Origin of the sequence: Rahnella sp. ATs2, from assembly GCF_051851855.1 — a bacterium.
Classification (GTDB): Bacteria; Pseudomonadota; Gammaproteobacteria; order Enterobacterales; family Enterobacteriaceae; genus Rahnella; species Rahnella variigena.
Map to the genome: position 1 here is coordinate 156,117 of NZ_JBLYPL010000007.1, position 19,409 is coordinate 175,525.

18 protein-coding genes and 2 tRNA genes are annotated in these 19,409 nt (G+C 52.9%); 9 read left to right on the plus strand and 11 right to left on the minus strand.

The window, feature by feature from the left end; translation table 11 throughout:
- Positions 1 to 4: 4 nt before the first annotated feature.
- From ACJY2G_RS09195 to ACJY2G_RS09220, 6 genes are all read right to left on the minus strand, one after another.
- Positions 5 to 481: a GNAT family N-acetyltransferase gene (locus ACJY2G_RS09195; protein ID WP_430319174.1), complete on the minus strand. Its 477-nt coding sequence runs from the start codon at positions 479 to 481 to the stop codon at positions 5 to 7.
- A 65-nt stretch (positions 482 to 546) separates the two neighbouring features.
- On the minus strand, positions 547 to 2,139 hold the full coding sequence (locus ACJY2G_RS09200) for a methyl-accepting chemotaxis protein (RefSeq protein ID WP_430319310.1): 1,593 nt from the start codon (positions 2,137 to 2,139) through the stop codon (positions 547 to 549).
- A gap of 244 nt (positions 2,140 to 2,383) precedes the next feature.
- Positions 2,384 to 3,451 (minus strand): ABC transporter ATP-binding protein, encoded by a 1,068-nt coding sequence (locus ACJY2G_RS09205; protein ID WP_112291950.1) that lies wholly within the window; start codon positions 3,449 to 3,451, stop codon positions 2,384 to 2,386.
- Complete coding sequence (locus ACJY2G_RS09210) at positions 3,444 to 5,213, minus strand: ABC transporter permease (protein WP_159281031.1); 1,770 nt, start codon at positions 5,211 to 5,213, stop codon at positions 3,444 to 3,446. The genes ACJY2G_RS09205 and ACJY2G_RS09210 overlap by 8 nt, the downstream gene beginning before the upstream one ends.
- Before the next feature lie 87 nt (positions 5,214 to 5,300).
- A complete protein-coding gene (locus ACJY2G_RS09215) occupies positions 5,301 to 6,389 on the minus strand; it encodes an ABC transporter substrate-binding protein (protein ID WP_112291952.1) in 1,089 nt (362 codons plus the stop codon).
- 198 nt (positions 6,390 to 6,587) lie between these two features.
- Positions 6,588 to 7,478: an SDR family oxidoreductase gene (locus ACJY2G_RS09220; protein ID WP_430319175.1), complete on the minus strand. Its 891-nt coding sequence runs from the start codon at positions 7,476 to 7,478 to the stop codon at positions 6,588 to 6,590.
- Positions 7,479 to 7,596: 118 nt separating this feature from the next.
- Here ACJY2G_RS09220 and ACJY2G_RS09225 point away from each other — a divergent pair, with 118 nt between their 5' ends.
- The gene (locus ACJY2G_RS09225; RefSeq protein WP_430319176.1) at positions 7,597 to 8,541 is read left to right on the plus strand and encodes an AraC family transcriptional regulator; all 945 of its coding nucleotides are present in this window, start codon (positions 7,597 to 7,599) and stop codon (positions 8,539 to 8,541) included.
- A gap of 59 nt (positions 8,542 to 8,600) precedes the next feature.
- On the opposite strand, the gene ACJY2G_RS09230 is transcribed toward ACJY2G_RS09225, so the two are convergent.
- Together ACJY2G_RS09230 and ACJY2G_RS09235 are read right to left on the minus strand one after the other, a co-directional pair.
- A tRNA-Ser gene (locus ACJY2G_RS09230) sits at positions 8,601 to 8,688 on the minus strand.
- A gap of 195 nt (positions 8,689 to 8,883) precedes the next feature.
- Positions 8,884 to 8,971, minus strand: a tRNA-Ser gene (locus ACJY2G_RS09235).
- 387 nt (positions 8,972 to 9,358) lie between these two features.
- On the opposite strand from ACJY2G_RS09235, the gene yccA reads away from it, so the two are divergent.
- Together yccA and tusE are read left to right on the plus strand one after the other, a co-directional pair.
- Positions 9,359 to 10,024, plus strand: a complete 666-nt coding sequence (gene yccA, locus ACJY2G_RS09240) for an FtsH protease modulator YccA (protein ID WP_112287404.1) — start codon at positions 9,359 to 9,361, stop codon at positions 10,022 to 10,024.
- Between the two features lie 107 nt (positions 10,025 to 10,131).
- On the plus strand, positions 10,132 to 10,461 hold the full coding sequence (gene tusE / locus ACJY2G_RS09245; RefSeq protein ID WP_120161282.1) for a sulfurtransferase TusE: 330 nt from the start codon (positions 10,132 to 10,134) through the stop codon (positions 10,459 to 10,461).
- Positions 10,462 to 10,467: 6 nt separating this feature from the next.
- Here the strand turns inward: tusE and yccX are convergent, their stop codons facing one another.
- Positions 10,468 to 10,746, minus strand: a complete 279-nt coding sequence (yccX, locus tag ACJY2G_RS09250) for an acylphosphatase (protein ID WP_112287394.1) — start codon at positions 10,744 to 10,746, stop codon at positions 10,468 to 10,470.
- A gap of 98 nt (positions 10,747 to 10,844) precedes the next feature.
- Between yccX and rlmI the strand changes: the two genes are divergently transcribed.
- On the plus strand, positions 10,845 to 12,038 hold the full coding sequence (gene rlmI / locus ACJY2G_RS09255) for a 23S rRNA (cytosine(1962)-C(5))-methyltransferase RlmI (protein ID WP_120161280.1): 1,194 nt from the start codon (positions 10,845 to 10,847) through the stop codon (positions 12,036 to 12,038).
- A 139-nt stretch (positions 12,039 to 12,177) separates the two neighbouring features.
- On the plus strand, positions 12,178 to 12,495 hold the full coding sequence (gene hspQ / locus ACJY2G_RS09260; RefSeq protein WP_112287392.1) for a heat shock protein HspQ: 318 nt from the start codon (positions 12,178 to 12,180) through the stop codon (positions 12,493 to 12,495).
- A gap of 92 nt (positions 12,496 to 12,587) precedes the next feature.
- Here the strand turns inward: hspQ and ACJY2G_RS09265 are convergent, their stop codons facing one another.
- Entirely contained in the window at positions 12,588 to 13,001 is a 414-nt protein-coding gene (locus ACJY2G_RS09265) for a CoA-binding protein (RefSeq protein ID WP_430319178.1), read from the minus strand.
- A gap of 188 nt (positions 13,002 to 13,189) precedes the next feature.
- On the opposite strand from ACJY2G_RS09265, the gene ACJY2G_RS09270 reads away from it, so the two are divergent.
- Entirely contained in the window at positions 13,190 to 13,840 is a 651-nt protein-coding gene (locus tag ACJY2G_RS09270) for a YccT family protein (protein ID WP_430319179.1), read from the plus strand.
- A gap of 118 nt (positions 13,841 to 13,958) precedes the next feature.
- Positions 13,959 to 14,420: a methylglyoxal synthase gene (gene mgsA, locus ACJY2G_RS09275; RefSeq protein ID WP_112287389.1), complete on the plus strand. Its 462-nt coding sequence runs from the start codon at positions 13,959 to 13,961 to the stop codon at positions 14,418 to 14,420.
- A gap of 70 nt (positions 14,421 to 14,490) precedes the next feature.
- Here mgsA and helD read toward each other — a convergent pair whose 3' ends face one another.
- Complete coding sequence (helD, locus tag ACJY2G_RS09280) at positions 14,491 to 16,545, minus strand: DNA helicase IV (RefSeq protein ID WP_430319180.1); 2,055 nt, start codon at positions 16,543 to 16,545, stop codon at positions 14,491 to 14,493.
- Between the two features lie 194 nt (positions 16,546 to 16,739).
- Here helD and ACJY2G_RS09285 point away from each other — a divergent pair, with 194 nt between their 5' ends.
- Both ACJY2G_RS09285 and yccS read left to right on the plus strand, forming a co-directional pair.
- Entirely contained in the window at positions 16,740 to 17,201 is a 462-nt protein-coding gene (locus tag ACJY2G_RS09285) for a YccF domain-containing protein (protein ID WP_112287387.1), read from the plus strand.
- A gap of 37 nt (positions 17,202 to 17,238) precedes the next feature.
- Positions 17,239 to 19,383 carry a YccS family putative transporter gene (gene yccS, locus ACJY2G_RS09290; RefSeq protein ID WP_430319181.1) on the plus strand — a complete coding sequence of 715 codons (2,145 nt, stop codon included), beginning with the start codon at positions 17,239 to 17,241 and terminating at the stop codon, positions 19,381 to 19,383.
- The last annotated feature ends 26 nt before the right edge of the window (positions 19,384 to 19,409 follow it).

Genomic DNA, 19,409 nt, shown 5'->3' on the forward strand with positions numbered 1-19,409 from the left:
ACGGTCACAGCGGCAGCATCATCACCGTGACCTGTTCCCCCGCCTGCTCGCGTTGTTCGGCTTCCTGCCAGCCCAGACGGGCATACAATGCCTGCTGATCCGGCGTATACAGCCACAGTGCCTCAATGCCTGCGGCGCGGGCTTTTTCCACACAGGCTCGCACCAGCGCGCTGCCGATGCCTTTTCCGCGCACAGGCGCACAGGTAAAGACTTCGCCCAGCCAATATTCCCGTTCCGCACGATCGGCCAGTTCATAACGGATCACACTGGCGGTGCCCGCAATCCCTTGTTTATCCGCCAGCGCCACCAGGGTGAACTCATGGTGACCGGCGCTGATACGCGCCTGTAACCGCTGACTGATCCGCGCCGGTTCCGCCCAGTGATCGAACGACGACCATTCTTCGTTAAGCAGTTGCGAAATCGCGGGAATATGCTCCGTATTTTCTGCCAGCGAACAAATCTCCAGCCCGTTGATGACCATTCAAAATCTTCCAGGTGACTGATGTGATGTCACAATTTGTCTGGCGGCAGCGTGTCTGTCAAGCCTCAGGCCGCCGTCAGGGCAAACCGCGCGACGGCCTTTTCCAGACGCTGCGACTGATCCAGTAACTGCTGGGAAGACGCCGCCGCATAATCGGCCAGTTTGCCGTTTTGCAGCGTCACATGATTAAGTGCGGTGATGCGTTCGGAGACATCGTGAACACTTTGCCCCTGATACAACGTCGCCTCTGAAATCTCACTGACCAGCGCACTCAGGCCGTTGAAGATATGGATAATTTCCTCCAGGCTCTGACTGAGCACCGTCACAGATGCCGAACCACGGCCAATCTGCTGCACGGAATCATCAATCAGCTGATGGATACCCCGCGTTGAGTGGCTGCTCTTTTGCGCTAGCAGGCCGATTTCTTTCGCCACCACCGCAAAGCCGCGTCCGTGCTGACCGGCGTGCGCCGCTTCAATCGCCGCATTCAGCGCCAGAATATTGGTCTGGAACGCCACGCTGTCAATCATAGAAACAATACTGCTCATTTCCGAGGACTGGCTGACAATCTCCTTCATCGCCGTGTCCACCTGCCCCATCACTTCGCCGCCGCGGGTCGCTACGTCTTTCGCCTGTTCGGCCTGTCGGGTGGCCTGCCGGGCATGGGCGGCATTTTCTTTCACGCGCTCATTGAGGTGAGTGATGTGTTCGGTGGCAGCTCGCAGTTCCTCGCTTTGAATCGCCGCCTGCGCCGACAATTCCTCGTTTCCTTTTGCCATCTGATCAATGTTCAGCATGATATGCGCTGAGGCGTCACGGACTTCGCTAACCAGTTTTTGCAGGCCGCGCTGCATATTGCGCAGGCTGACGCCCAGCTCACGGACTTCGATCACCCGCGCATTATCGTCTTCGACATCCCGCGATAAATCCCCGGCAGCCAGCACGCTGATGTGCCCGATCATGCGTTGCAGCGGACGGATAATCCACGCAGACACACCGCGCCAGACCAGCACCGCGATCACCGCCAGAATCACCAGCGCGCCCATAAACAGGGTTTTCGCCTGTGACAACGCATTCAGCAATCTGTCGCTGAGCGACACCGCCGTGTGCTCGTTAACGTCCAGATAAGCATAATATTTCTGGCTGAAGTCATCCTGAAACGCCTGAATCGGCACTTCAAAGAAGGAATCGATATTGTTGTTCTTTTGCAGGCCGCCAGCCTGTTCGCGCAGACCGTCATAAAACATCTGGTAGCTGGCTTTCAGCTCCGTCGCGGCCTGATTGCCGTCTTTGGTCATCTCCTGAAACTGCGTGAAGGCTTTCTGCGATGCGGTCAGTGAGCCGAGCGATTCTTCCATCAGGCTGTTCCAGCTGCCGACCGAGCCGGTTTCTTTATCCTGCATGTAATAAATGCCAGCACGGTTGAGTTTGTCACTGGCCATCAGCAATTCCATGCGGGCTTTATCCATCACGGCTTGTTGCTGACGCAGACTTTCAGTAGCGATCACGTTGTTTCGCGCATCCTGAAGGATTTTGGTGAGCACGACAGTGGAGAAAATCTGTAAAGCAGAAAACAGGGCGATAACACAAATTACCCCAAAAAGTATTCCCCGTGGACGTCTGAAGAAAGCAGATCGAAACAATCTGTTGAATGGCATCTTACCAGTAAGCGAACGAGTGGTTAAAATCATGATTATTCTGCATTATTTAAACAGGAAGCAGAATTTTACGCGCGGGAAATGACAGAAATATTTCAATAAATTGTCCGACTTCCGGTAATACCCTAAATAATTGAAGCTGCAGGAAGGCGGCAAGCGATGGGATCCCGATGAGCTTACATAAGTAAGTGATTCGGGTCCCTGAGCGTAGCCAACGCACCTGCAGCTTTAAGTATGACGGGTATTATTTGGGAAAGATCCAGACATGCTGTTCGGGTAGCTTCAGGTGGCAGTGCTGCGGATCTCGCACATCGGTGCCATACGCACGAATGACAAAATCATCGCCCGCCGTACGGAACAGATATTCCCAGCGGTCACCGAGATACATGCTGGTCAGCAACGGTAATTCCAGCTGATTCTCGCCCGGCCCTTCAGCCAGCACCACGCGTTCAACGCGGATCACTGCCGTGCCCTCCTGCCCGGCCTGCACGCCCTCGCCCGCCTGTCCCCACAGCACCCAGCCGCTGCCTTCGATGCGCGCTTTGCCGTCGCGTACTTCGGTGACTTTGCCGTGCAGACGGTTGTTGCTGCCCATAAACTCTGCGGTAAACAGCGTTTTCGGCGAGCCGTACATTTCCTGCGGCGTGCCCTGTTGTTCGATTTTGCCGTTATTGAGCAGCAGAATGCGGTCTGAAATCGCCATCGCTTCGTTCTGGTCGTGCGTCACCATCAGCGCCGACAGCCCCAGTTTGATGATCAGTTCGCGCAGGAACACGCGCGCTTCTTCACGCAATTTGGCGTCGAGGTTCGACAGCGGCTCATCAAGCAAAATTACCGGCGGGTTGTACACCAGCGCACGGCCAATCGCCACGCGCTGTTGCTGACCACCGGAAAGCTGATGCGGATGGCGTTTGCCCAGATGTCCGAGGCCGAGCTGGTTGAGAACATCCTGCACACGCCGGGTGATTTCGCCGGCAGAAACTTTGCGCAGTTTCAGCGGATATGCCACGTTCTCGAATACTGTTTTGTGCGGCCACAGGGCGTAAGACTGGAACACCAGCCCGAGGTTGCGCTCTTCGGCCGGAATTTCGCTGCGCGGTGTGCCGTCGTAAACCTTATTTTTGCCGATAACGATGGTGCCTTTGACCGGTTTTTCCAGTCCTGCGACCGCACGCAATAAAGTGGTTTTTCCGCTGCCGGAAGGCCCGAGCAGTGACACCACTTCGCCACGTTTCAGATCCATCGAAACACCTTTTAACACCGGATTGTCGCCGTAGGTTAAGTGCAGATTGTCGACCGATAATTCAATCATGTAATTTGACTCCAAAACGAAGGGCAATACCCAGACCTAACACCACCAGCAGGATGTTAATAAAGGAGAGCGCGGCCACGATATCAATGGCACCCGCCGCCCACAGGGAAACCAGCATCGAGCCGATGGTTTCCGTACCCGGCGAAAGCAGATACACACCGGTGGAATATTCGCGCTCGAAAATCAGGAACATCAGCAGCCACGAGCCAATCAGACCGTAACGCGACAGCGGAATGGTGACGTGACGGGTGATCTGCCCGCGGGTTGCACCGGTACTGCGCGCCGCTTCTTCCAGTTCCGGCCCGACCTGCAACAGCGTCGAGGAAATCAGCCGCAGCCCATACGCCATCCACACCACGGTATACGCCAGCCAGACGCTAAAAATCGTGCTGCGCAGCGATCGCAGCCAGACCACCAGGTTATCGCGCAGCCACTGTGACCATGGCATACCCGAAAGCCAGCCTGATTTGAGCGCGTTATCCAGCCACATCGGCAGGAACAGGAACACCCACAGAAAGGCCAGACCGGCCAGCAGCCCCGGCACCGCACGCGGCACCAGCACGCTGTAATCGAGGAAACGGGTGACGCCATCCGGCTTACGGTGCATCGCAATGCCGATAAACAGATAACAGGCCACCGCCAGCGCGCCGCCGATAACACCAATGGCCATGGAGTTGACGATCGCGCGCAGCAGGTTCGGCTGTTCCCAGATGGTGCGGAAAGTATTGAGCGACAGTTCGTCCCAGATAGAGACACCGACGCCCCAGTTGGAAATAAACGCCCGCAGCATCACGCCAATCAGCGGAACACCGATAGTGACAGTCAGCCAGAACGCCACTACGGCACCGGCCACCCAGCGCCATTTGCCGAGCGGCAAGGCACGCGCCTGCGACGCTTTACCTTTGACCGTGACGAAACGGTTGGCGGTACGCATCAGGCGGCGCTGCAACATGACCAGCGGAATAGTGATACAAATCAGCACCACGGCGACGGCAGCCATCAGATGATAAGACGGCGTGCCGAGTTTGTTGGTCAGCTGATAAAGATAGGTCGCCAGCACCATGTTGCCTTCCGGATCGCCGAGCACCAGCATCAGACCGAACACTTCCAGCCCGAGGAAGAACAGCAACACGGTGGCGTACAGAATCGACGGGCGCACCATCGGCAGACTGACCGCAGTCATCACCTGCAACGGCGAAGCACCGGCGGTTCGCGCGGCTTCTTCAACATCCGACCCGACGCTGCGCAGCGCCGATGAGATATACAGGTACGCGTGCGGAACGTGCGTCAGACCGGCGATCACCACGATGCTCGACATGTCGTAAATGTTCCACGGGACGAACCCAAGAATAGCCTGCGCCCACAGCGAGAAGAACCCGACCGGACCGGCAGCCACCACGTAGCCGAAACCTAATACCATCGGCGAGACGAAAATCGGCACCAGGATCAGCGGTTCAATCATGCGTCTGCCCGGTAAATCCGTACGCACCATCAGGAACGCCAGAATACCGCCGAGCGGAATCGCGATCACCACCAGCCCGAAAGCCAGAATAAAACCGCTTTTCAGTGCCTTGTAGAAATCCGGATCGGTAAAGATGAATCCAAAAGATTCGAGGCTCCATTCTTTTGACGGGGAAAAGAACGGCGCGGAGAGGAAACTTTGTATCACGATGAACGACAACGGGATGTAGATAACCAGCGCCGTTATCAACACCACAATGCCGCGCGGCAGGCTCTGCCACTTTCTGCGCAATGCATTCATGTTACTTCCCTTCGGTTAGAAACAAGGAGAGCGAAATCAGGCAGGAAAAAGGAAGCGCGACAGAAAGTGACGCGCTTCGTTATGCCACTACTTGGCAGCAGCGGTACGCCATTGTTTGATGTAATCCAGGCGTTTTTTCTGTTGCAGGTATTCCAGCAGGGTTTCATCGACCGGGATTGGCTTGAGCGCATTGCCTAACATTTTGGTCATGCCGTCGATGTCGTTTTTGCCTTCGATATCGTTGCGGATGGACGGAATGTCAGCCTGATTGGCCAGAATGCTCTGCCCTTTCTCTGACAAGACGTAGTCCAGCCACAGTTTGGCAGCATTGCTGTTTTTCGATTCCTGGCTGATGAAAGACACGCGGGAAAGTACCAGGGTGTAATCCTTCGGATAGGAAATCCCCAGCGACGGATCCGTTTTGGCGCGGGCTTCTGCGTACGATCCGAGGATGTTGAAGCCGATCAGGTTTTCGCCGGAAGAAACGCGTTCCATCATGGTGCCGGTGGAAGACTGCACCGCTAAGCCGCCTTTGGCGACGTCAGCCAGCGTTTTGAAATAATTCGGATCAGCTTTGAAATCTTGTACCGACAACATGAAGCCGAGACCGGATTTCTCGATATCGTACGTGGTGACTTTTTTGTTGAATTTTTCGGTCTGGCTGGCGATCAGTTTTGCCAGCGCTGCATGTGAATCAGGCACATCACCGGCCGGGATCAGACGCTTATTGTAGATAAACACCACCGGCTCATAGGTCGTGCCGTAGGCTTTGTCTTTCCACACCGCCCATTTTGGTAACTGACCCTGTTCAGGGGATTTATATTCCTGCGCGTAGTCTGTCGCCAGTTTCAGCGCGGTATCCATGGAAGAACTCCAGACGACATCGCCGCTGGTGCCGCCCGCCGCCTGCTCACTGATATAACGGTTATACAGTTCGGTGCTATTCATGTCGTTATATTCGACTTTGATACCCGGATAAGTCGCCTCGAAGCCCTGGATCAGCGGGCCTGCGGCTTTGGTGTCGGTGGTGGAATACACCACAACTTTGCCTTCTTTGGTCGCCGCATCGACGATTTTTTGATAGTCGGCCGGATAGCCCTGAGGTAATGCAGACATTGCAGAGGAAGACATCATTACAGCCACAGCAATCAGAGAGATACGTAATTTATTCGACATTATTGTTAACCTCTAGTTACATTTGGGAAACTAAAAATCAACATAACGCATAACATCGGACTGGCAATAGGGTAACGTTTTTATCTTCACGATTTGTGATTCGGGGCGTTTTTTAGGCAATTAACACCATTAAAACCACGGCAAAAAATGCAAAACAGGCCACCTGAATGGCCTGTTTTGAGTGTCAGAAAACGGGAGTTATTCAAAATATCCGGCGGTATCAATATCGGTCAGTAAATCCGGATGTACCGGTTTCCAGCCCAAAATATCGCGGGTGAACTGGCTGGACGTCGGGTTATTCAGCGAAGCAAAATGCGTGAACCAGCCAAAGTGTGCCGCCAGATCCTGCCCGTTTTTACTGACCACTGGCAGATTCAGGTGCTTACCAATCAGCGTGGCAATGTCGCGAAATGGTACGCCTTCCTCTGAGTTCGCATGATATATCGCATTTTCCGCGCCTTTCTCCAGCGCCAGCACAAATACCTTCGCGGCATCAAAACGGTTCACCGCGGGCCAGAGATTTTTGCCATCGCCCGGATATGCGGATTCGCCTTTTTCGCGGGCCGTCGCAATAATCAGCGGCACAAATCCGTGATCACCCGCACCATGCACCGAGGGCGGCAGACGCACCAGTGAAACCCGCACGCCCTCCTCTGCCAGCTTAGCAACGGCAAGATCAGACGCCACGCGCGGATTTTGTCCCTGCGGATCGGGTAAATCATTTTCTGTCGCCAGCCGTCCGGTATTCACCAGCGCTGTGCCGGAGGTCACGATCAGTGGTTTTTTTGTGCCTTTTAACGCTGCGCCTAAAGCACCAATCGCCAGCCGGTCTTTTTCACAGTTTTCCAGAAACGTCGAAAAGTCATGAATAAACGCGGTGTGGATCACACCGTCGGCCTGCGCTGCGCCGGACGTCAGACTGTGCAGATCTTCAATACTGCCTCGATGCACATCGGCACCCACGTCGGTCAGCGCCTGCGCCGAAGCATCAGAACGCGCTAAACCGAGCACCTGATGGCCTGCGCGCAGTAATTCCTGCACCACCGCAGAACCGACAAATCCTGTCGCACCTGTCACGAATACACGCATTGCGAATTCCTCTGTTGTTGACTCAATCTGCTGCTTTCGTAACTGAATATAGGCGCTGGAGAAAAGACGATCTATGCGCTAATGTCCGTATTATCTTTGCAATCGTCCGGAGTCACTGATGGATCCTCTTTCAGATGTGTTGTCACTGCTGAAGCCGCGCAGTTATATGTCCAAAGGTTTTGAAGCCGGTGGAGAATGGTCGGTGCAATTCCCTGACCATTATCAGTCAATTAAATGCAACGCCATCATTACGGGTGAATGCTGGCTGGCGGTTGATGGCGTGCCCGCCGCAGTCCATCTCAAAGCTGGTGATTGTTTTGTTTTACCGGGCGGACGCCCGTTCAGGCTGGCGAGCGATCTGAATCTTCCGCCTGTCGACGCCGGGCCGATTTTCCAGCAGGCGCAGGATGGCGGGACTGTTTCCTGCAACGGCGGCAAAGATTTCTTTCTCACCGGCAGCCGGTTTGCAGTCAGCGGCGCAAACGCCTCAACCCTGCTGGCAATGTTGCCGCCAGTGGTGCATATCTCGAAAGAATCCGACAGGCAAAGTTTGCGCTGGGCAGTGGAATGTATGATGCAGGAACTGCGCGATGAGCGGCCTGGCGGATTGCTGATCGCGCAGCATATGGCGCACATGATGCTGGTGCAGGCGCTGCGGATGCACGTCGATAATTCACCGGCAGGTGAAAACAGCGGCTGGTTTGCTGCGCTGGCGGATAAGCAACTTTCCAGGGCACTGAATGCAATGCATGAGGATCCCGCAAACCGCTGGACGGTGCAGACGCTGGCTGAACGGGCGGGTATGTCACGTTCGGTGTTTTCGCAGAAATTTAAGCAGGCCGTCGGCAGTGCGCCGCTTGAATACCTGACGCGCTGGCGGATGTTGCTGGCCGGAGACCGGCTGGCGAACGGTAAAGAACCGGTATCAGCAGTGGCGTTTTCGCTCGGGTACGAATCAGAGAGCGCGTTCAGTACGGCGTTCAAACGCACATTGGGGTGTTCCCCGAGGCAGTACGGGCAGAAAGATCAAACGGACGTAGAAAATACAGCAAGTGCGGAGTGAGTCGAATTTCAGACACAAAAAAAGCCGCTAATTGCTTAGCAGCTTTAATGTGTTGTTTATGGCGGAGGAGGAGAGATTCGAACTCTCGAATGGTTTCCCATCGCCGGTTTTCAAGACCGGTGCCTTCAGCCGCTCGGCCACCCCTCCGTAAACAACAAGCACTTCGCGACATCAGTCGTTCAGTACGGGGCGTAGTATACAAGACCGAGGAAAAGATGCAATCATTATTTTCAGTCTAGTTTGTTGATTTTATGAGCATTTAAATTGTCTTCATAAAGTCGCGCATAAATCGCAGATACAAAAAAAGCCGCTAATTGCTTAGCAGCTTTCTTGTGTTGTTTATGGCGGAGGAGAAGAGATTCGAACTCTTGAATGGTTTCCCATCGCCGGTTTTCAAGACCGGTGCCTTCAGCCGCTCGGCCACCCCTCCGCAACGAAGCGAACTATAAACAGTGCCGATCCTCTTGTAAAGTCTGATTCTGTTCGTTTGCCTGAAAAACAGGCATTCGGCTTGCAAGCGGTGATTTAAGCATCATTTAGGCGATTTTGAAGCCAGGAAACCGCGCCCTGCCCGCCCTGAGCAGGTAAAGAAGGGTAAAACGTCTTTAATGACGCTCCGCAACTACTTACACTACAACCTGTTTGTATTTTCACCGACTCCAATTAGATACCCAAAATAATTTGGGTCGCAGGAAGGCGGCAAGAGAGGGAGTCCCGATGAGCTTACACAGGTAAGTGATTCCGGTGACCGGGCGAAGCCAACGCATCTGCGACACAAAGTATGAAGGGCTTAAGTGAGAATTTTATTATGAACCGCATGGATCGTATCGTTGCATCTTCGTCATCATCACGCGCTGGCTCGTTGCTAAGCACGCACCGGGTGCTGCGTAATACTTATTTTCTGCTGGCGCTGACTTTGGGCGTTTCCGCAATTACTGCGACGGCAAGTACGGTTCTGAGATTGCCGTCCCCTGGTTTTCTGCTGACTCTCGTTGGCTTCTATGGCCTGATGTTCCTGACTTACCGCACAGCAAATAGCCCGGCGGGTATTTTGTCCGCTTTCGCGCTGACCGGCTTTATGGGTTATACGCTCGGCCCGTTGCTGAGCTCGCTGCTTTCGGTCGGTGCCGGTGACATTATTATGCTGGCACTGGGCGGTACCGCACTGGTGTTCTTCTGCTGTTCAGCCTACGTGCTGACCACGCGCAAAGACATGTCGTTCCTTTCCGGCATGATGATGGCGGGTTTTGTTGTGCTGCTGGTGGCGGTGATCGCTAACCTGTTCCTGCAAATTCCGGCGCTGTCGCTGGCAATCAGTTGCCTGTTTATTTTGTTCTCTGCGGGCGCGATTTTGTGGGAAACCAGCAACATCATTCATGGCGGCGAAACCAACTATATTCGCGCGACCGTGAGCCTGTATGTCTCGCTGTACAACATCTTTGTCAGCCTGCTGAGCATCCTGGGTCTGTCATCGCGTAACTGATGATATCGGATGGTCCTCTAAGCCCCGCCCTTGCGCGGGGCTTTTTATTTTGTCTGACCGGCGTTTTTGATAAACTGACCGCCGCATTTTTACGGGTTTGAGGTTGTATGCTGCAGTTTGAAGGTCAGATTATTGAAACCGACGCTCAGGGTTACCTGAAAAACAGTCAGGACTGGCAGGAAGGCATGGCACCCCTGCTGGCGGAAGAAGAAGGGATCGCGCTTACCGACGCCCACTGGGAAGTCGTGCGTTTCGTACGCGAGTTTTATCTCGAATTCAATACGTCGCCTGCCGTACGCATGCTGGTGAAAGCGATGGCGCAGAAATATGGCGAAGAGAAAGGCAACAGCCGCTATCTGTTCCGGCTGTTCCCGAAAGGCCCGGCTAAACAGGCGACCAAAATTGCCGGTCTGCCCAAGCCGGTGAAGTGCCTGTAAAAGACTTCAGTATTTGATTTTGAAATCGCTGTAATGGCCGGGTGCGGTCGGCTCGCTGAGCACACGATCTACCCGTGCATGCTTCGGCCCGCCCTGCTTTAACCAGGCCAGCAGCTGTTCCACCTTTTCCTGTTCGCCGCACGCCACCACTTCGACGCTGCCATCCTCAAGATTTTTTGCATAACCGGTCAGACCTAAACCGGTGGCCTGATGTTGGGTCGCAAAACGAAAACCCACGCCCTGCACCATGCCGTACACATAGGCGGCTATACTGACTGTTGCCATAATTTTCTCTCCGTTAGCGGTATGGTTCGTTGCAATTTCACCTGCATGACCGGACAATGTCGCTCTTTTTTGTCTCCGAACCGACAGAACCTAATTTTATGACTGCACGTTTAATTCTGGCCAAAGGCCGTGAAAAATCACTTCTCCGCCGCCATCCGTGGGTATTTTCCGGCGCGGTACACCGTGTCGAAGGCAAAGCCAATTCCGGCGAGACTATAGATATTGTAGACAGTCAGGGAAAATGGCTGGCACGCGGTGCCTATTCACCGTCTTCTCAGATCCGTGCGCGTGTCTGGACGTTCAAGCAAGACGAAGATATCGACATTGAATTCTTTATCCGCCGTCTGCAACAAGCGCAAAACTGGCGCGATTATATCGCTAAGCGTGACGGACTGGACGGTTACCGCCTGATTGCTGGTGAATCCGACTGTCTGCCGGGCATCACCATCGATCGCTTCCAGAATTTCCTGGTGCTGCAACTGCTGTCAGCGGGTGCCGAATACCAGCGTGCGCCGCTGATTGCTGCACTGCAACATTGCTATCCTGAATGCGCAATCTGGGACCGCTCAGACGTCGCCGTGCGTAAAAAAGAAGGCCTGGAACTGACTCAGGGACATGTGGTCGGCGATGAGCCGCCTGCCCTGCTGCCGATTCAGGAACACGGCATGAGCCTGCTGGTGGATATCAAGGAAGGCCACAAAACCGGCTTCTACCTCGATCAGCGCGACAGCCGTCTTGCCGCACGTAACTATGCTGCAGGCCGCAACGTTCTGAACTGTTTCTCTTACACCGGGGCGTTTGCGGTATCGGCGCTGATGGGCGGCTGTACGAAAGTCACTAACGTGGATACCTCTCAGGCAGCGCTTGACGTGGCACGTCAGAACGTGGAGCTGAACAAGCTGGATCTGTCGAAAGCTGAATTCGTGCGTGAAGACGTATTCCAGCTGCTGCGCAAATATCGGACCGAAGGCCAGCAGTTCGACATGATTGTGATGGATCCGCCGAAATTCGTTGAGAACAAAAACCAGCTGGCGAGCGCCTGTCGTGGCTACAAAGATATCAATATGCTGGCGCTGCAACTGCTTCGTCCGGGCGGTATCCTGCTGAGCTTCTCCTGTTCCGGCTTGCTGCCAACAGATTTGTTCCAGAAAATTCTGGCCGATGCCGCACTCGATGCGGGACGCGAAATTCAGTTCGTTGAGCAATTCCGTCAGGCCGCCGATCATCCGGTGACCGGCGCCTATCCGGAAGGCCTGTATCTGAAAGGTTTCGCCTGCCTGGTGATGAACTAAAAAAGGGTCTGACAGACTAAGCACGGCGTGCTGTACTGACGACACGCCGTCGAATTTTTAGCAGAATGAGCGGTCATAACTTGAAATAGCGCGTTTTATCTCCATATAGAGATCAATGTATTATTTTGGGAGGTGACTTATGATTGCCAGTAAATTCGGTATCGGCCAGCAGGTTCGCCACAGACTGTTAGGTTACTTAGGTGTGGTGATTGATGTCGATGCAGAGTATTCGCTCGAAAAGCCCGGTGTCGACGATGTCGCCGCTGACGATTCCATGCGCACCGCTCCCTGGTATCACGTGGTGATGGAAGATGAAGAAGGCCAGCCGGTTCATACCTATCTGGCGGAGATTCAGATTGATCACGAAGCCGCGCGTTCTCATCCGGAGCAAACGTCTCTGGATGACCTGGCTGAATCAGTCCGCAGACAGCTTATGGCGCCACGCCTGCGTAACTAAGTCTGCTCCTGCGGCACGCTCTTAAAATTAAAAACCGGCTTCGATGGCCGGTTTTTTTATTGCTACATTTCTTTGCTGATTAGAGATGGCGGTTACTTTTCCATCCCCAGACGCGGAATTTCGATTTTCGGACAACGATCCATCACGACTTTTAATCCGGCCTCTTTTGCCAGCACGGCAGCCTGTTCATTGATTATGTCTAACTGAAGCCACAGCACTTTGGCCTTAATGGCAATCGCTTCCTGCGCCACGCCATACGCGGCTTCGACATTACGAAATACATCCACCATATCTACCGGATGCGGAATTTCTGCCAGTGAACCATAGGCTTTTTGCCCCAGTAACTCCTTGCCTGCCAGTTTCGGGCTGACCGGGATCACCACATAGCCCTGAGAAAGCAGATACGCCATCACGCCATAGCTTGGACGCCCCGGATTGTCACTGGCACCAACCAGGGCGATAGTTTTCACTTCTTCAAGAATCTTGCGGATATCATTATCTTGCACGGGATTATCTCCTTTTACCTGTATTCGTTAAGTGTAACGCAGGCTGGCTGTTCCGACAGCCCGTGGATCAAAAAGGCGACCTGCCTCACCCTGCCCGTGTTAATTAAAAACATTTTGTAAAACTTTGACACATTATCGCCATTGCTGAATAATAGACGATGAGCAATTTGGTATTTGGGGAGAGAAGAATGAAAGTCTGTCATGCGCTGGTCGCATTAGCGAGTCTCAGCCTGATGGCGTCAGCTTCGGCGACCTCACTCAAATTGTCTCCGGATGTTGACGTTCTGGTGATCGACGGCAAACAAATGTCTGGCGCTATTCTGAAAGGTGCGGACAGTCTGGAACTCGACGGCGGTCAGCATCAGATCCTGTTTCAGGTCAGCAAAAATCTTCGCGCCGGCTTGATGCCGATGTATCACTCCCCTGCGCTTATTGTGACGTTCAACGCCAAAAGCAGTCGTTCCGTTTCTTTCGTTTTGCCAAAACTGAGCAACGAAACTGAGGCGGCGCAATTTAACAAGCAGATGAATTATCAGCTGGTTGATGATCAGGGTCGGCAAATACCGACCCAGCGTGATGTGCTGAATATGTTTAATCCCGGCCACACTGCGGACGCTGAAAAATTGATGATTACCTACAATTTGTCCGGCGCACGTGCAGCTGTTCCTTTGTTTGCGAAAGGATTCACGGATAAAAAAACGGCGCTGGCTCAGGAAACACCGTCGAAAATTTCAATCACTTATCTCCATCCGCTATGGACACGACTGGCTGCCAACGCCAGCTTCGAACAATTTCTGCTCTGGTTTAAGCTGCCAGGTGAACAGGAACGGACATCGTAACTTAACCTGTATCACGCAATCTTTCTGTAAACACTGAATTATCGCCCCCGCCCTTTGCAGTAAAACGGACTTTCAGTATTCTGTGATCCACTCTTACTTTCGCGTTGAAGGGAATTTGATGGAATACACGACCCGTACGATCGCAAAACAAAAACACATTGCTCTGGTCGCGCATGACCACTGTAAAAACACCCTGATGAAATGGGTGGACAAAAACGTCGCCGAACTTTCCAAACATGTTCTCTACGCCACCGGCACTACCGGTAATCTGGTGCAGCGTAATACCGGCATCAATGTAAAAAGTATGCTGAGCGGCCCGATGGGTGGCGATCAGCAGGTTGGCGCGATGATTGCCGAAGGCAAAATCGATTTGCTGATTTTTCTGTGGGATCCGCTGAATGCGGTTCCGCATGATCCCGATGTGAAAGCCCTGCTGCGTCTCGCAACTGTGTGGAATATTCCGGTAGCGACCAATGTGGCGACCGCGGATTTCCTCATCAATTCCCCGTTATTCCAGTCTGAAGTCGATATTGTGATTCCCGACTATCAACGCTATTTATGGTCGCGCCTGAAAGAGTGATGTGAAAGCTCGCACTGATAAAAGTCATCAAAGCTAAAAAGAAAACCCGGCGATTGCCGGGTCTGTCATTTCAGGGTTTACGCTGCACCGGAACGCCGATATCTTCCAGCTGTTCTACAAATACCGACGGACGCTGTTTATCCTGCATCAGCCAGACCTGATGCTTCGCCCGCGTCATGGCCACATACAATAAACGCCGCTCTTCAGCATCCATAAAGTCTTCAGGTTTCGGAAGCAGGACTTCTTCCAGAAGGGATTCGCGCGCCGCCGCCGGGAAACCGTCGTTCCCTTCATGCAGCCCGACAATAATCACATATTCTGCCTGTTGCCCTTTGCTGGCGTGAATGGTCATAAATTCCAGATTGAGTTTTGGCCAGCGCGTTGCCGCCTTCTCGAGAATTTGTGGACGCAGATGGTGATAGCGCGACAGCACCAAAATCCGCTCGTCGGCCGTGACGTATCCGCTGAGCTTATCCAGCAATTTTTCCATCTGGTCCTCAGGCAGGATCACGACATTCTTCTTGTTACCTTTGGTCAGACTGTTCAGCGGTTTTTTCAGCTGATGAGGGTTTTGCTGGACGAACTTATTAGCAATCTCGCCGATACGATCGTTGAACCGGTACGTGGTATCCAGCGCACATTGCGCGCCTTCGCCAAAGTTTGTGGCAAAGGCGGTGGTAAGCGAAAGCTCGGCGCCACTGAAACGGTAAATCGCCTGCCAGTCATCCCCGACCGCAAATAAACTGGTGTGTTTGTTGAGCTTACGTAATGCAGAAAGCAGCAATGCGCGCTGTGGCGAAATATCCTGAAATTCATCCACCAGAATATGCTTCCACGGGCTGACAAAGCGGCCTTTTTCCAGAATATTCACCGCCTGATGGATGAGCCCAGAGAAATCTACCGCGCCCTCATCTTTGAGCGCGGTTTTCCAGGCTTTCATCAGCGGCGCCATCAGGCGAATGCGTTTCGTGAACAGGTCTCTGACTTCTTCCGGCGCACTTTCAATCATTTCTGCCTGACTGCCGCCGTGCATACGCATCAGGCTGAGCCAGCGTTCGAGACGGCTTCCGAGACGTTCTGCCAGGGATTTATTTTTCCAGTAATCACCGTCAGGAACCGTCCATTCCAGCTCGTCGGTCATCCACTGCCGCCAGCCGCTGGCCTGGATTTTTTTCTCCGCACACTGTTGCTGCCAGGTTTTGATCAGCAGCGAGCGACGCGCTTTAGCATCCGTTTCGAGTTTGCTTATCTTCGGCGCTTTTTTGCTCCCTTCCTGAATAATTTGTAACGCCAGCGCATGGAAGGTTTTGGCTTTAATCCCGTCAGTGTGCAGCCGTTCTTTAATACGGGTATTCATTTCATCCGCAGCCTGACGCCCGAAAGCCAGCAGAAGAATTTGCTCGGGAAGTGCTTCCTGACGACGCAACAACCAGCCAGCACGCGCCACCAGCACGGATGTTTTACCGCTACCGGCACCGGCCAGCACCAGAACTGAGTCCTCACCATTGACCACGGCGCGACACTGACTTTCGTTAAGCGGCGAAACCTCAACGGTATCGAAAAAATCGCGATTATCCGCAATGACCCGTTCGGTCCAGGCCAGATTACGTTGTGTGACACTGCGCCTCCCCTGCTCCAGCCAGCGCAGGCAGGTCTGGTAATCATCACGGCAATTGTCAAAATCATTAAGGCGTTCGACGGGCACCGGAACCGCAGAAAAGGCTTCCTGAATATCTTTTTGTACATCGGCTAAATCAGCCCGTTTGAACCATTTATCCTGCTGCTCAATCTGCGTAATTTTTTCGATTTGTCCGTGCAATACCCCCGCGCTGACCCCACTCATTTCCTGACTCCAGGTCTGCCAGATATTAAGGAGGTACTGATAAAACCGCTGAGTTTCCTGCCATTCGGTACCATGAAGACGGACGACTTTCTGTTCCGGCAATTCAAATTCCAGCTCACCCCAGACAATGCCGCGCTTACAGCGGATCTGGATGAGCTGATTAAAAGGGATCAGGTAGTGATGTTTATCGCCACTGACTTCAACGCCCGCATTAAGCAGACGCACCCGGTTGTACGGATGCTGCGCCAGATGTTTCCCGAATGAGGTCGATTTCAATTCCATATCATCACACCGTATTTTCTCTAAAATTCCTGACGGAAAGGTAATGTTTATAATTTTACATGCAAGTGTATTTAAGAGTTTACCTTTGATAAGCGCAGGCGATCCACGTTCCAAAACAGGGTAGAATAAGAAGTATGTTTCCTTTTGGGAAACATGAATTCCTTTAACTTTTCATATCTTCGGGAAGAGCAGACATGCGCACAGTTCTCAATATTCTCAACTTTGTTTTAGGTGGTTTCTTTACCACTCTCGCCTGGCTATTTGCCACGCTGGTGAGCATCGTACTGATCTTTACCCTGCCCCTCACCCGCTCTTGCTGGGAGATCACCCGTCTGTCTTTGATGCCATTTGGCAACGAAGCCGTACATGTTGATGAATTGTATCCTGAAAAACGCAATGCGCTGATGTCCGGCGGTGGTACTCTGTTGAATATATTCTGGTTTATTTTCTTCGGCTGGTGGTTATGCTTGTCCCACATCATGGCGGGTATCGCTCAATGTATCAGTATTATCGGCATTCCGGTGGGCATCGCGAATTTTAAAATCGCCGTTATCGCACTGTGGCCGGTCGGACGCCGGGTGGTTTCCGTTGAGCTCGCCAGACAAGTTCGTGAAGCGAATGCCAGCCGTCTGATGAAAGATGGACGCATTCGCTGATTTTCATCATTTTTGATTTTTAAGGTGGGGTTTTTTAGTGCTTTCGATTGCACCGGGCTTAAGGCGTTATGCCTATAACAGCAATGTTCTTTATCACATCAGGATTTTCATTGCTCTGGCAGGCGCGGCCGCCGTTCCATGGTGGCTGGGTGAGATTACGCTGACTATCCCGCTGACGCTCGGTGTCGTCGCCGCCGCGCTGGCTGATCTTGACGATCGTCTAGCCGGCAGGCTGCGTAATTTGCTGATTACGCTGGTATGCTTTTTCATCGCTTCAGCGTCAATCGAATTACTTTTCCCCTATCCCTGGCTATTTGCGCCGGGACTGATGCTTTCCACCTGCGGGTTTATTCTGCTCGGCGCACTCGGCCAGCGTTATGCCACTATTGCTTTTGGCGCGCTGCTGATCGCCATCTATACCATGCTTGGTACGAGCATGTATCACATCTGGTATCAGCAACCACTGCTCCTGCTGGCCGGTGCCATCTGGTATAACCTGCTGACGCTGGCCGGGCATATTATCTTTCCTATCCGGCCACTACAGGATCAGATTTCACGCTGCTTCACACAACTCGCGGCGTATCTGGAAGCCAAAGCGACCTTGTTCGACCCCGATCAGGAAGACAATAATCAGCAACTGGTTGAGCTGGCGATGGCTAACGGACAGCTGGTTTCCACGCTTAATCAGACTAAAAATACGCTGCAAACCCGTCTGAAAGGTGACCGCGGTCAGAAAGGAACGCGCAGGACTTTGCATTATTATTTCGTGGTGCAGGATATTCACGAACGCGCCAGTTCGTCGCATGTGAAGTATCTAAAGCTCAGTGAACAATTCCATCACAGTGACATTCTGTTCCGTTTCCAGCGGCTGATGAGTATGCAAGCCCGGGCCTGTTTGCAGCTGTCACAATGCATTTTATATCGTCAGAAATATCAGCATAACAGCCAATTTGAGCGGGCGTTTGCGCGGCTGGAAGAAGCATTGAAACGCCTGGAATCTCAGGGCGAGCATCGTGAAATGTTGCAGGCGTTGCGCCATCTTTTACGCAATCTGCACGCCATTGATGCACAGCTGGCCAATATTGAATCCGAACAGTCACTGCCTGAGAATAATGAAACCGGGAAAAACACGTTTGCCGAAGATCGCCTGACAGGGCTTGATGATATCTGGCTGCGTATATCGCGGCACTTCACGCCGCAGTCAGTATTATTCCGCCATGCGGTGCGTATGTCAGTCGTTCTGTTTGTCGGTTACGTGTTTCTTCAGGTCAGTGGTTTACATCATGGCTACTGGATATTGCTCACCAGTTTGTTTGTCTGTCAGCCGAACTACAGCGCCACACGCCGCAGGCTGGCGTTAAGGATTATCGGCACTCTCGCCGGTATCGCGCTGGGTATTCCGATACTGTACTTCGTGCCTTCGATTGACGGACAAATGATCCTGATCGTTATCAGCGGTTTATTATTCTTCGCCTTTCGCACGGTGCAATATGCGCAGGCAACGATGTTTATTACCCTGCTGGTGTTGTTGTGTTTCAACTTGCTGGGAGAGGGTTTTGAAATCGCCATACCCCGCGTCATCGATACGCTGATTGGGTGTGGTATTGCCTGGGCTGCAGTGACTTTTATCTGGCCGGACTGGAAATTCAGGCAAATCGACCGCGTTGTCAGCAAAACTTTCGATGCCAACTGCCGCTACCTTGACGCTATTTTGGTGCAATACCATCAGGGAAAAGACAACAGTCTCGATTATCGTCTGGCACGCCGTGATGCGCATAACTGTGATGCGGAACTGGCGTCAGTAGTCTCGAATATGAGTTCGGAGAAAAATAACGACACAACGACTCTGGATGCCGCATTCCGCTTGCTGTGCCTCAACCATACGATGCTGAGCTATATTTCTGCGCTCGGGGCACATCGTGAAAAACTCGAAGATGCTGAAACCCTGAGCTTGCTGGATGATGCAGTGTGCTGCGTGGACGGGGCTCTGCACCATCTGCCTGCTGAATCCGGGCGTATTCAGCAGGCTCTTGAAAATCTCAGTGCCCGCATTCAGATGAGAACCCCGGATTCGGACAGTAAAGAACAGCTGGTATTGCAACAAATTGGATTACTGGTGGCTCATTTACCTGAACTCACCAGTCTTAACAGTAAAATCTTGCCTGCTCATAACCCGGTCTGACAACCCGCAGCCATCATGTGCTGCGG

Coding starts and splice junctions, on each gene's coding strand:
- ACJY2G_RS09285 (WP_112287387.1), top strand. CDS start 16,740: ATGCGCACAGTTCTCAATATTCTCAACTTTGTTTTAGGTGGTTTCTTT.
- yccX (WP_112287394.1), bottom strand. CDS start 10,746: ATGGCAACAGTCAGTATAGCCGCCTATGTGTACGGCATGGTGCAGGGC.
- mgsA (WP_112287389.1), top strand. CDS start 13,959: ATGGAATACACGACCCGTACGATCGCAAAACAAAAACACATTGCTCTG.
- ACJY2G_RS09225 (WP_430319176.1), top strand. CDS start 7,597: ATGGATCCTCTTTCAGATGTGTTGTCACTGCTGAAGCCGCGCAGTTAT.
- yccA (WP_112287404.1), top strand. CDS start 9,359: ATGGATCGTATCGTTGCATCTTCGTCATCATCACGCGCTGGCTCGTTG.
- ACJY2G_RS09195 (WP_430319174.1), bottom strand. CDS start 481: ATGGTCATCAACGGGCTGGAGATTTGTTCGCTGGCAGAAAATACGGAG.
- ACJY2G_RS09210 (WP_159281031.1), bottom strand. CDS start 5,213: ATGAATGCATTGCGCAGAAAGTGGCAGAGCCTGCCGCGCGGCATTGTG.
- ACJY2G_RS09215 (WP_112291952.1), bottom strand. CDS start 6,389: ATGTCGAATAAATTACGTATCTCTCTGATTGCTGTGGCTGTAATGATG.
- ACJY2G_RS09200 (WP_430319310.1), bottom strand. CDS start 2,139: ATGCCATTCAACAGATTGTTTCGATCTGCTTTCTTCAGACGTCCACGG.
- hspQ (WP_112287392.1), top strand. CDS start 12,178: ATGATTGCCAGTAAATTCGGTATCGGCCAGCAGGTTCGCCACAGACTG.
- ACJY2G_RS09205 (WP_112291950.1), bottom strand. CDS start 3,451: ATGATTGAATTATCGGTCGACAATCTGCACTTAACCTACGGCGACAAT.
- tusE (WP_120161282.1), top strand. CDS start 10,132: ATGCTGCAGTTTGAAGGTCAGATTATTGAAACCGACGCTCAGGGTTAC.
- rlmI (WP_120161280.1), top strand. CDS start 10,845: ATGACTGCACGTTTAATTCTGGCCAAAGGCCGTGAAAAATCACTTCTC.
- helD (WP_430319180.1), bottom strand. CDS start 16,545: ATGGAATTGAAATCGACCTCATTCGGGAAACATCTGGCGCAGCATCCG.
- ACJY2G_RS09270 (WP_430319179.1), top strand. CDS start 13,190: ATGAAAGTCTGTCATGCGCTGGTCGCATTAGCGAGTCTCAGCCTGATG.
- ACJY2G_RS09220 (WP_430319175.1), bottom strand. CDS start 7,478: ATGCGTGTATTCGTGACAGGTGCGACAGGATTTGTCGGTTCTGCGGTG.